Source organism: Oceanobacillus sp. J11TS1 (assembly GCF_018333215.1).
GTDB lineage: Bacteria > Bacillota > Bacilli > Bacillales > Amphibacillaceae > Oceanobacillus.
Map to the genome: position 1 here is coordinate 28,407 of NZ_BORO01000011.1, position 12,470 is coordinate 40,876.

The 12,470-nt window shown below is 38.6% G+C and carries 10 protein-coding genes, 1 pseudogene and 1 riboswitch; of the genes and pseudogenes, 3 read left to right on the top strand and 8 right to left on the bottom strand.

All coding sequences use genetic code 11. The annotated features are described in order from the left end of the window. Positions 1-17: 17 nt before the first annotated feature. From KI343_RS10365 to KI343_RS10375, 3 genes are all read right to left on the bottom strand, one after another. Positions 18-1,607: an L-lactate permease gene (locus tag KI343_RS10365; protein ID WP_212926349.1), complete on the bottom strand. Its 1,590-nt coding sequence runs from the start codon at positions 1,605-1,607 to the stop codon at positions 18-20. A 315-nt stretch (positions 1,608-1,922) separates the two neighbouring features. After that, positions 1,923-3,728: a methyl-accepting chemotaxis protein gene (locus tag KI343_RS10370; RefSeq protein WP_212926350.1), complete on the bottom strand. Its 1,806-nt coding sequence runs from the start codon at positions 3,726-3,728 to the stop codon at positions 1,923-1,925. Continuing rightward, entirely contained in the window at positions 3,715-5,787 is a 2,073-nt protein-coding gene (locus KI343_RS10375; RefSeq protein WP_212926351.1) for an efflux RND transporter permease subunit, read from the bottom strand. Before KI343_RS10375 ends, KI343_RS10370 begins: the two co-directional genes overlap by 14 nt. A 215-nt stretch (positions 5,788-6,002) precedes the next feature. On the opposite strand from KI343_RS10375, the gene KI343_RS10380 reads away from it, so the two are divergent. Both KI343_RS10380 and KI343_RS20595 read left to right on the top strand, forming a co-directional pair. Then, the gene (locus tag KI343_RS10380; RefSeq protein WP_212926352.1) at positions 6,003-6,581 is read left to right on the top strand and encodes a TetR/AcrR family transcriptional regulator; all 579 of its coding nucleotides are present in this window, start codon (positions 6,003-6,005) and stop codon (positions 6,579-6,581) included. Between the two features lie 6 nt (positions 6,582-6,587). Continuing rightward, positions 6,588-6,712: pseudogene (locus KI343_RS20595) on the top strand (acetoin reductase); the annotation flags it as partial. A 123-nt stretch (positions 6,713-6,835) separates the two neighbouring features. Here KI343_RS20595 and KI343_RS10385 read toward each other — a convergent pair. From KI343_RS10385 to KI343_RS10405, 5 genes are all read right to left on the bottom strand, one after another. Beyond that, a complete protein-coding gene (locus tag KI343_RS10385) occupies positions 6,836-7,159 on the bottom strand; it encodes a cytochrome C biogenesis protein (RefSeq protein ID WP_212926353.1) in 324 nt (107 codons plus the stop codon). A 93-nt stretch (positions 7,160-7,252) separates the two neighbouring features. Beyond that, positions 7,253-7,837 (bottom strand): histidine phosphatase family protein, encoded by a 585-nt coding sequence (locus KI343_RS10390; protein ID WP_212926354.1) that lies wholly within the window; start codon positions 7,835-7,837, stop codon positions 7,253-7,255. 380 nt (positions 7,838-8,217) lie between these two features. Next, positions 8,218-9,327 (bottom strand): 5-methyltetrahydropteroyltriglutamate--homocysteine S-methyltransferase, encoded by a 1,110-nt coding sequence (locus KI343_RS10395; protein WP_212926355.1) that lies wholly within the window; start codon positions 9,325-9,327, stop codon positions 8,218-8,220. 52 nt (positions 9,328-9,379) lie between these two features. Beyond that, positions 9,380-10,129, bottom strand: a complete 750-nt coding sequence (locus tag KI343_RS10400) for a cyclase family protein (RefSeq protein ID WP_212926356.1) — start codon at positions 10,127-10,129, stop codon at positions 9,380-9,382. Between the two features lie 24 nt (positions 10,130-10,153). After that, entirely contained in the window at positions 10,154-11,206 is a 1,053-nt protein-coding gene (locus tag KI343_RS10405; protein ID WP_212926357.1) for a homocysteine S-methyltransferase family protein, read from the bottom strand. Positions 11,207-11,319: 113 nt separating this feature from the next. After that, positions 11,320-11,421, bottom strand: a riboswitch (SAM riboswitch). 552 nt (positions 11,422-11,973) lie between these two features. Here KI343_RS10405 and KI343_RS10410 point away from each other — a divergent pair. Further along, positions 11,974-12,276: a hypothetical protein gene (locus KI343_RS10410; RefSeq protein ID WP_212926358.1), complete on the top strand. Its 303-nt coding sequence runs from the start codon at positions 11,974-11,976 to the stop codon at positions 12,274-12,276. Positions 12,277-12,470: the final 194 nt, after the last annotated feature.

Here is a 12,470-nt window from a genome sequence, read left to right on the forward strand (position 1 = left end):
TCCTGTAGCTACTGTTGTTACAGCATGAAATGAAAAGCAATAAAACCTACTAATCCAATTGTTAAACCATATAAAACAGCAGGAATCAGTGTTTTTCGGATAATGTCGCCTTCCTTACCACTCAACTCAACTACTGCACTTGCCGCAACCACATTATGCACACAAATCATGTTTCCTGCACCGGCTCCAATTAATTGGAGTGCTAGGACAGTATTCACATCTAACCCAAGCTGGGAGGCCACACTATACTGAATTGGTGAGAATGTTAACGTGGATACGGTTGCGCTACCTGTAATAAATGCACCTAATTCCCCCAAAAACGGTGCAACGAAAGGCCACATAAACCCTAACGAACTAGCAAGGGAATTCGCAATATACTCTGGCATACTTAAGAAATTTTGTGTGTTCATTCCAGAGTTTACAAACACATGCACCATCGCTAATGTTGCAATTAAGGAAATAGCTGTAATTTTCATCGTAGACAAAGAATCCCTCACTGCACTTCCAAACGTACGTAAGTTTTTCCGATGCAGAAACACCGATAAAACAGCAGCAACTGTAAGGATTGTGCCTGGAGAATAAAGGAATTCCCAAGCCGAAGTTACACCTTCCACTCCTAAAATATCTCTCCATGAAAAATCAATTAAAGTTAACGTTAATTCATTTAACCAAGGAATAATTCTTGTCATCAATAATAATGCGACAACGATGATATAAGGAGTCCACGCTGTAACTATCCTCATTTCAGACTTTTGTCGGTTCACGTTAAAGTTTTTTTGTAAAGCACCTTTCCATACTGTTTTCGGAATGAGAAAGCCTTTTTTAGCAGTAAATGTTGCTACCGCTAATGCTGTCAAAGATCCTAAAAGCGCAACAAATTCATGTCCTAAAAGGTGTGCATATAGAATAGCAGAGCCGGTATATGTAACCCCGATTAATAATGTCCAAGGAAGCATCGGTAAAGCATATCTAAACCCTCTCTTCTCTCCAAAAAACATCGTCAGGATACAAACAACTATAAAAGGAATAAAGGTTCCAGCAAAAATATCCATGGAAGTAATTTTTATTCCAACTTCATCAAAAAATACTTTATCTGCTCCTGCAAGGTTACTTAACCCTACTGTGATGGGTGTTCCAACCGCTCCAAAAGCCACGGTTGTACTATCCGCAATTAATGCCAAGGTAACAGCAGCTAACGGTCTAAACCCAAGCGCTAACATTAAAGGTCCTGTCACCATAGCAGGCGTACCATACCCTGCCGCTCCTTCCACAATACCTCCAAAAAGAAAAGCAACAAGAATAGCTTGAACACGCATATCCCCTGAGATGCTTTGAAAACCTTGATTAATTCGATCAACTGCCCCAGTTTTACGAAGTGTATTTAGTAATACTAATGCACCAAATAAAATCCATAGTATGGTTAGGGTTTTATGTATACCCTGAAAAACGGATGATAAAACAACGTTTCCTTCCACCCCCCAAAACAACATAGCTACTGCAATAACAATAACTGCACTTAACGACATCCCTTTCAACGCCGACATGCGCAATAGAACCAAAAACACAAACGGCGCAATAATCGCACTTAGAGCGAATATTAAATACAAACAAATTCCCCCTTTCCCAACCCGGTATAGCGCTTCCACACTATGTATATAAGTAAGGTCATCAGATGACCTTACTTATATATTTTACTTCACAATTTTTATTATGACAAGAAGCAATTTTATGTATGAGTTATTCTATTAAAGTGCATTCTGCTTGGGGTGGAGCGCGTTTTACTTTTTTCCGAGCGCGTTCAGCTTAGGTTGGAGCGCGTTTTACTTTTTTCGAGCGGGGTTCATAGGAATGCTCGAACTATTAAGGCTAAATATCTTTCAAGTCAAAACACCACATGAATGAGCTCATGTGGTGCTTTTTTCCTATCGAAAAAGATTGATTAGTTTTTCAAAGAATCCTTCTTCTTCCTCGTCCTCTTCTGTTTCTTCTGTATCTGCCTCGGGTTTAATACTATCCGTTTGGATAACAAATTGAACAGAGTTTGTTATCTCATTATTTTCCTCAGCTACAAAAGATATTGGATCAAAGTCCGATTTATCGTACTGTGAGATCATCTCATCGATTTCTTTCTGTATTTCATCAGGGATATTTTGTGTAGCGTCATATAGCTGGCTAGTGCCGTCACTTAATTCATTTGCTCCAGCGGCAAGCTCGTCGGCGCCTATTGATGCCTCGCCGATTCCCGTATGAATATCTGAATAAGATATGCTTAGTTCATTGACTCCGTTCGTATAAGCTAGTAACCCTTCATGGAATTGATTGTAATTATCAGCCATCGTATTTACACCAGCAATAAAATCTTCTAACCCATCATCTATCTCTACGCCACCAATAGAGGCTTCCAAATTATCTGCTAGAGTACGGATATACTCAGCGGTTTCCCGAGTTGAAGTTTGAAATTCTGATAATGTCGGCTCGACAGCTTCCAATGACGCTGCAGCTTCATTATAAACAGCCAATGCATTTTGAGCAGCTTCATACGTACCTACTAATTCTTCTATTATCGCTGCATCGACATCACTTTCATATAGAACTTGTAAGTCTTCCTCTGTTAATGTCGCTTCTGGTATTTGACTCATAGCTGTCCCCAGCGCTTCATTGGCATCCTTATAACCTTCTGTTAAAGCATCTAATCCATCAACTAATTCTTCCATTCCCACAGCCATATTTGACGCTTCCTCGGTCAAACCGCTTAATTGCTCCATTCCATCAATGCCTGTGATTTGCCCGACTTCTTCTCGCACCAATTGAAATGCATTATTAATCTCTGCTGATGCATTGGTTAATTCTCCGCTCGAATTATTTAACTCATTTAAGCCGTTTTGAAATTGAGAAGAACCGCTCTCTAAATCAGTGAAGCCACCTGCGAGCGATTGGATTCCAGTTCCTAGCTCACCCGCTCCATCATTGATATCACTGATGGCATCGGTTAAGCTTTGAAACTCCTTTGTTAACGCATCTGTGTCTGGTCCATCTACAGAAAAGGAAGATGGCAATGCAGAAATCTCCATCCCTTCCAACTCAAACTGATCGGTATCTGCGTGAATGGTTAACGTCTCCTCTTCCCCTGGCATTACTGTAAATGCAATCTGCTTATTCTTGCCTGCATTTGCTATGGTTGCATCTTCTGCTTCAATATTATAGAAGTAATCTGTATTCAATGGCTGCGAGATTTGCAACATATAATTATCAAAGAACACTTCCTCTGCATCGCCATTTTTCTCTACTTTTATCTCTATTTCTACTTGACCTGATTCTCCAAGAATCGTATGAGGATCCACTTCCTCATCATCCAAATAATATTTAATGGAAAAATCCCAAGGCAGTTCTTTCGAGAGGTCTCCTTGGTAATAAAAATTATCGGCTGCTGCTTCCATACGAATCGTATCGTCGTCTTGTTCAATCACACTGGTGTCCGTCAAATTTTTCACAGAATTATAGTTACCGTAATCTTCAATAACTCCTGTTTTCTTTAACTCAAATGCATTCACGACATAAACATTTTCCAAAGCTCCATTGGCCTCTAAGTTCGCATAAATGACCTCATTCTTTTGCTCAATTTCCCCTTTTTTGTCTTTTTCTTCGGCAGCTGCAGCTAAGACAGCTGTATTTAAGAAAGGAATAAAGAAGAATGCTAAAGTGAGCCAAATCCATTTAGTTGTCCTCATTTTTTTCCTCCTCGTAAAACTTCATGCGTAACGATGTTTTTTGAAGTAATCTATCACCATAGACAAGTAATGCCGGCAGCAAGGTAACAACGAGAATAAATGCTAAAAGGGCACCTCTACCTAACAGCAGTCCAATGGAACCAACAATTGGATTAGAGGAAGTCAGCCATAAAATAAATCCAACTGTCGATAAAATGGATGCAGAAACAGCAATGGAGAAGATCTTATCATCCAATGTCATTTTCATAGCCTTCCATTTTGGCATATACTTCCGATAATTTTTATATGTTTCTGTCAGTAATATCGCATAATCCACCGTTGCTGCCAGCTGAACCGTGCTGACAATCAAATAGCCGATAAACACTAGCGGTGTCCCTGTAAAATAAGGAATGGCCAAGTTTATCCAAACGGCCGCCTGAATAACAAGCAATAATATAACCGGTAAGGAAATCGACCGGAAATTAAATAAGACCACGATGCCTACTCCTAGAATCGTTAATAGGTTCACAAGCTGATTATCCTTAGAAACAATATGCTTCATATCGTATAATGATGCACTTTCCCCTAATGTCAGCGCATCCTCCCCATAATAAGAAGAAGCAATATCCCTTACATCTTCTACGATTGCAAATGGAAGCTCCCCTTCTGTTCCTGCCTCTGTATTAATAATCACTCGGCTATAATTCTCGGAAAGAAATTGTTTCGTTGCTTCCTCTTCTAAGAAATCTTGCGGGATAACGCTGCCCACCATCGTTGTATAGCTAATGACAGAAGAGACGTGGTTGGCATTCTCTAAAACTTGAACCATTTCTTGTTCTTTCCCAACCTCATTATTTGGAACAAGCAAAACAATCGAAGTGGATTCTCCAAAGTTCTCTTCAATCTGCCTCATATCAGCTCCTAACCTCGTATCTTCCGGCTGTTCTCCCATTCCGTACGTAAATTCTGTACTGCTTTGCGCCAAGAAGCTCGGAACGATGAATAAAAGAATCAAAATGAATACTGGAAGTCTTAATTTTAATAGTTTTTCTCCTGCTCCTGTAAAACGCGTGGGCACAAACACACGGTGCTTCGTTCGGTCGATCCAGCGATAGAATACAAGTGTAAAGGCAGGAAGAATAACAATTACGCTAAGAAAGCTCAAAACAATTCCCTTGACCAAGTTTAATCCCAAATCAGATCCGATCTCAAAACGCATAAACAACAACGCCATAAATCCAAAAATGGTTGTAAAAGCACTTGTACTGATAACTGGCCATGATTCCTTCATAGCCGATTTCATTGCATCCGCAGGCTGATAGTGTTTATTTCGATAATCCTGGAAACTATGTAATAGAAAAATAGCGTAATCCAAGGAAACAGCAAGCTGCAGTATCGGAGCTACAGATTGTGTGACAAACGAAATCTCTCCTACAAAGAAGTTCGTTCCCAGATTAATTAATACAGACACACCAATAGCAGTAAGGAAAAATACTGGTTCCATCCATGAGTTTGTAGATAAGATAAGAATAATGATAATAATCGGAACAAGGAGTGCAGCGGCATACATACTTTCTTTCCCTGTCATTTCTTGCTCGACAGCTGTATTTACAGCTTCTCCGGAAATAGCGTTATCTTCACCAATGAGATCATAAATGGCATTTGTTGCTTCCACTTCTTTTTCATTTGCGACGGTAACAGAAAATAGCGCTTTTTCATCTTTATAATACGTCTCCACCATACTTGCATCAGCTACTTCAATGGGGGTTCGGATATCCATTATATCGTCCAGCCATAAAACCTCTGTCACCCCATTAATTTCTTCAAGTCCTGTTTTATATTCCATGGCTTCCTGAATCGACACATCTTCCACCATGACTCTTGCGTTCGGGATGCCACCAGAAAACTCCGACTCCATCACTTCTAAAGCTTGTGTGGACTCCGCTTCCTCCGGTAAATATTCCTGCATATTATAATTCACATCAACAAAGAGAACACCCACCAAAGAAAGAATAGTGAGGGCAGTAAAAATGGTTACAATCGTCTTTTTAAAACGTATAATTAAATTTGCCAATATCATTTCCCCATTATCTTGCTGAATTCTTTTATTTAATTTAATATTATAAATACACACTGTCAGTTAGACAACAAACAGTTGAATAAAATATGTTCATTTCACAACAAATTATCATCGTTTGTTGGATAACAGACAGAATTTCATATTTTGTTTATGGAATAAGAGGAAGCTCAAAAAGTCCTCAAATTGAACAACCTCTATAAAGGAGATCATTCAAGATGGTTAAAAAACTAGACAGAAGAAAACGCTATACAAGAATGGCATTGAAAAATAGCCTGATGGAGCTGTTGAGTGAAAAGCCCATCTCTTCCATTACGATTAAAGAAATATGTGAGCATGCGGATATTAACCGGTCCACCTTCTATAGCCACTATGCAGACCAATATGACTTACTGACCAATATTGAAGATGAAATTATTGATGAACTCAATCAAGCTCTGCTCCAGTATGACTACACTCAAGCAAAAGAAGTGTTGGCATTGATAAAATACTTGCTCGATTATGTATTCAGCCGCCATGAACATTTCCGAATTCTCTTTAGTGATCATGGCAATAAACGATTCACCCATAAAGTCATGCAAGCGGCACAAACCCATATTATGAGCGACTTTAACGAACCAGAACATAAAATGAGTGAAACGGCAGCAAAATACATGACGATTTATTCTATCAGCGGAAGTATTACTGTCATTGAATATTGGTTGGAGAACGGTATGAAAGAATCTACTGATGAGTTAGCGAAAATTATTACTGAAATAAGTAACAATGGCGCACTTCATGCTAACTTAGATGGATAGAAGAAAAATCAGTTAAATAAGACATTTGCAGTTAATATCAACGGTGCGGTATTCGGTACTCAAGCTGTTGCTGAACAATTTAGTAAACAAGGTACAAAAGGAAAAGTTTTAATGCTTGCAGTATTGCTGGACAAGCTATCATCACAGACGGCGAAATTGTATATAATAATAGATGGCAGGCTATGCATCCTCTATTCGCTAAAAATAAGCATCTGAAATCTTTTAATAAAGGTTCAGATGCTTTAATTATTCATTCACTCTATAATAGGAATAAAATAAATGACTGGATTATTGTCCGGGTGGATGTCATGGATGATTTTCTTTACTTTATCGACTTGATGAATCATGCAACGGAATTCTACCTTACAATCTGTTTTTAAAAATACACTTTCCGATGCCGAAGACATATCCAATGGAGCTAGCTCCAACGGTCGGGAATAATGCCTGCATTTCGTGTACGAGAGAACATTATCCTCGTTGCCATAACGTAAAAATCCATGGTCGTGCAGCTGTTCTCGCAAATCTGCAATATATTCTTCAGAAATGAGTACCTCTACCTTTACATAATTAATTTTCATCCATAACACCCCCTTCAACAAACCTTTTTACTACTACCCTATTTTCTCAATCACATGAGAGTTACAAGCAGTCGCCCCAAAATGATAAAGCCCTTACTCGTTAACCATGGTCAGATGATCTGTATTATTATAATCGATCACACGCCATTCCCCATTTTCGCAGGCAAATTTTGTGATAGATGTATTTTCAAGGAAAGTAACTCCCGTGCCAAGCTCCCCGTTTGAAATAACAGAGAGGAGTGCGTTAATTAATGCTCCGTGGGAAACAATTAAAACACGCTCACCTGGATATTTTTCACAAACTTCCTCTAATCCTTTCATCCCCCTAGCCTTTAACGCATCCAATGTTTCGACGTTTGGAATATTATCACGGTCAGGGAAGTAACGATTTCTATCTTCTATTGTCATCCCTTCCGCATCTCCGTAGGAACGCTCGACAAATAGTTTCATTTCATGTAATGGCAGGCCTACGTGCTGATTAATAATTTCTGCTGTTGTTTTTGCTCGTGCTAAAGGGCTGGTAATGAATACTGTCGGCTCAAAATTCTTTGCAGCCTCACAGCAAGCCCTAGCTTGTGACTTTCCAGTTTCGTTTAAAGGAATATCTGTCTTTCCTTGAATTCTTTTTTCCTTATTCCAATTTGTTTCTCCATGCCGTATCATACAAATCTCTGTCAAAGTCATTTCCCCACTTTCTAAAGAAAATTTAGCAACTCAAGCCTGCAAAGGAGATGGATTGCCTTCGTTAGGACTTTACTCATCCATCCAAAACAGTTGCTCTTTTACTTTATTCTTTAACCTCTATATATTTTAACGCGGAATTATTATTACACATGTATCTATTCTAGCATTATTTCTATCTTTTTATCTATTAACTTGTGCTCATGCCGAGAGAGGTTCGCTACCGCAAGTCAACCTACACGGATCGCTTATCCATTATTATACTTTTCTTACCCATAAAAAGAAACAGGCTTAAAGGTTCCAATCTCCTTCAGCCTGTTTCCTATTTCACTTATTTTCCATACTATGTGAGCTAACGCTTTGTTTTGCTATAAAGTCTAATATTCTCCCCAAATCTCCTTGGCAACATCCACGATATATTTTAACTTTTTCCACTGGTCTTCCTCCGTTAATAGATTTCCATGGTGCGTAGAAGCAAACCCACATTGCGGGCTGATGCATAATTGTTCAAAAGGAACATACTTTGATGCTTCTTCTATTCTAGCTTTAATATTTTCCTTACTTTCTAGTTCACCATGTTTGGAAGTAAATATCCCCAGCACGACACGAGGACCGCCATTGGGAATATAATCTAACGGCTCAAAACTGCCAGAACGATCATCATCATATTCTAAGAAGAACCCATCTACTTTTTCTTTTGCAAATAATGTTGGAGCTATTTTGGCATAACTTCCTTCGAATGCCCATTTAGAACGGTAATTACCTCGGCAAAGATGTGTTGTGATTGTTAAATCTTCTGGCTTGTCTTCTAATACACGATTTAACACATGCAATGCTAAATCAATAAAATATTGACGATCCTTCCCATCTTCCGTTGTTGGGAAATTTTCTACATTTAATCCCGCAATATAAACATCATCCAGCTGTAAATAACGGCATCCTGCATCATAAAAAGCTTTTATCGCATCCCGGTAAGTTTGAATCACATCTTCCGCAAACTCTTCTAGATTTGGATAAATATCTGGATTGACGATTCCTTTAGCAAATAATTGGTTTGGGCTTGGAATTGTTTGCTTGGCAATCGCACGATCTCCAACTATTTCTTTAAATTCAACAAAGTCTTTTACATGCGGGTGATCCGGATTAAAAGAAACCTTTCCTGTTACCCGCACATTATAGCGCTCTGTTTCTTCACCAACAAATATAAATCCTTGGTCTGGCACATATCCTTCTACACCATTTAAATGCTCCTGGAAATCTGTATGCCAGAAACGGCGTCTAATTTCCCCATCTGTAACAGCTTGCAGGCCAACTTCAATTTGCTTATCGACAACACGCTTTATTTCTTCGGTTTCGATTTGATGAAGTTCTTCTTTGGAAATGACTTCTTCTTGAAAATTCTTTCTTGCTTGATGAATTCGTTCAGGACGTAATAAACTTCCTACATGATCTGCTCGAAATGGCGCCTTTACTGCTGTTTTTGTCATATATTTTTTCTCCTTTTTCTGTTACTTCCTTATTCAATCATTTCCTCTACGATTATGGAAGGATAGCAAAAGAACGAACTGGAAAACCACTGGCTTTTTCCGGTTTTGGACTGATGTTAAAGATGACAGCTCCCTTTGCCGGCAGTTGGTCTAAATTCGTTAAAAGTTCTACCTGGAAAGTATCTTGTTCTAACACATAATACTCGCCGATTAACGAACCATTTTTCTGAGCATCAATGGCTGCATCCGTATCAAACGTTTCGTGACCAACTGCTTTAATTTTTCTTTCCTCAAATAAGAACTTCAACGCATCGAGACCCCATCCAGGTAAATGATTATTTCCCTGCTCATCTTTATTTTCAAAAGCCTCTTTATCTGGCCAGCGCTTGCTCCAATCTGTACGCAGCGCCACAAACGTACCTTCTTCAATTTTCCCATGTTCGTCTTCAAACGCTAAAATATCTTCCACTGTCAAAATATAATCATGATTTTGCTTGACTGCTTCTGACTTATCAATAACAACAATCGGAAGAACAACCTCTTTTAAATCTATCTCTTCTAAATAGCGCTGATCACGGACAAAATGAATCGGCGCATCAATATGCGTGCCGTATTGTCCAGAAAAGCTGAACTGCTGCGCAAAGAATCCATCATCATGCGTATATAATGTCTCAATCTCCGCATCTTTAAAAGCTGCAAAATGCGGGGATTTCGGGCCAAATGTATGTGTTAAATCCACCCAGGTTTTTGACTTTAACGTCTCTAACGCTTGTAATAAATCCTTCTCCTTTGCCAATACCATAACAGCTGCCTCCCTGACATATATTTAAGCTTTTGTTTTGTACTCTGTGATATGATCTTGCAATGTTTCATCTTCACCAAATAAGAAGTGTTTATGCATATCTGGAGAATATTTCGAATTAATTGTCTCTACTCCTACCGCTTCTGCTACAGCACGTAACATCGCCGGTGAAGCTCCACAGCATAAACCAATGTAATTAATGCCGATACCCTGCGCTTTTTTCGCCCATTCTGCTAGTTCATAACGGTTATGGTAAAGCGGATCTAATGAAGTCGGGAAAGTTGTTTCTGTTGGTAAATGACAGCTGCACCCTCCATCCGGTAAATTAAAGAATGTTGGATTTTCTTCTGTTGTACGATATGGAATCGGTAGTGCACCAACATATCCATCTACCTTTTCACGGATTCTTTCTAAATAAGGCTGCATGGTATCTGGGCCACGGAAGCAGTTCATTCCAACAACTAATGCTCCATTATCTTCTAGTATTTTACAGGATTCTTCTACTGTGTAGCCGTCACGCAGGATATTTTCACCCATTAACCCTAGTGTAATCACTGCTGGTAAGTCATATTTTTTAATTTCTTCCAGCGCAATTAATGCTTCTTCATGATAGTAGAACGTTTCGCCATTAATGTAATCGACACCTTCGTCCTTACACCATGAAACCATTTCATTAAACATCGCTCTTACTTTATCCTTGGATTCTTGATCTTCTGGGTTAAAGATATTTGTATTAGAGATGTTTCCCGCAACCAAAGCCTCTTCTATCGGATGCTCTTTTGCTACTTCTTTTGCCAGTCTAATTGCATTTCTATTTAAAGGTTCTAACAAGTCTTCTTTACCAATGATACGCATTTTTTCACGGTGTGCGTTATATGTAAATGCCAGCACCACATCCGATCCTGCTTTCATATAATCACGGTATACCGCCTTTAATGTTTCTGGATTATCTAATGCCACTTCTGGCACAAAAGATCCAGCCTGTAAATAACCTCTGCGTTCTAATTCAAATAAGTAGCCTTCTCCTGCAATTACTGTTCCTTGCTGTAAACGTTCTTCCAAACTTCTTTTCGTCATGCTTCATACCTCCAAATTTTTTTATTTATGATTAACTGCAGATAAGGCGATACAACAACGAAAAAACCTCTTCTTTCAGAAAGAAGAGGTTTTGAATGCGTCATCAATGTCTCTTCTTATCTGCTAGCTAAACGCTACTGGAATTGGCACAGTTCTGTTGTAAGTCTGTTGCCGAGGCTTCTAAGGGCCAGTCCCTCCACCTCTCTGGATAAGAAAATGTGTTGCTATTTATTTGTTGTAAATAACTATATATCTATTTCAATTCCTTGTCAATATGAAATTTTTAAAATATTTTCACGTCTTTCTTGTTCTGTTTTAAATTTTCTGTTCTGCACTGCATATACTGAATAAGTATGTATTTGGGATGGAGCGGTTTTTGCTTAGGATTGAGCGGGTTCGGGCTGAGGTGGAGCGAGTTTTACTTTTTTGGAGCGCGTTCAGCCTCGGTTGGAGCGCATTTCTTTTTTTTGGAGCGCATATCACTGGGTTGGAGCGAATTTCTCTTTTTTGGAGCGCGTTCAGCCTCGGTTGGAGCGGATTTCTCTTTTTCAGAGCGTGTTCTGCTTCGGTTGAGGGGTTAAATGAACTTATATCAAAAGTTCATAAAATGTTCAAAAAGTATAGACATCTAGATATAATAAGCTTATAATACAAAGTACATTTATAAACCGTTACATGTCTATTGTAATCACTTATCTATATTTGGTATAATTAAGTTTTTCCTAAAGAAAATATCAATTTCAAATTATAGAGGGGGAGGAACGTAGATGAAGAATAAGTATTTGATGATTGCTTTAATGATTATCATTCTACCAGTAACACAATTATCCTCAGATATAAATCACAGCTACGCTCTCCCCAGCCAGGATATACTTATAGATAATCATGGATCACCTGATTTAAGCTCTGGCGGAAATGATCACCCAGAAAAACCATTTACGCACAATCTATTTTTAGTAATTACTTTATTCTTAATAGGCAGTACATGCTTATTTACTACGATTGTGATGATAGTACGAAATAAACAGCTGCTGGCTCCTGTTTTCTACCAATCCAATTTCGTGGTTTAAGCCTCTTTTGAGATCAATACAAAAACTCAGAAGGAGGCAAAAATAATGATGATTTTCAGATTAATCGTTATTGGATTCTTTTCTCTAACTGCATTGTCCGCTTTCACTTATCAAGGCATTGAAGTATTTCACGCAGTTGCAGATATATTTAGAGCTAGATCGTAAAAATGAAATGCGCCACCTTATATATTATA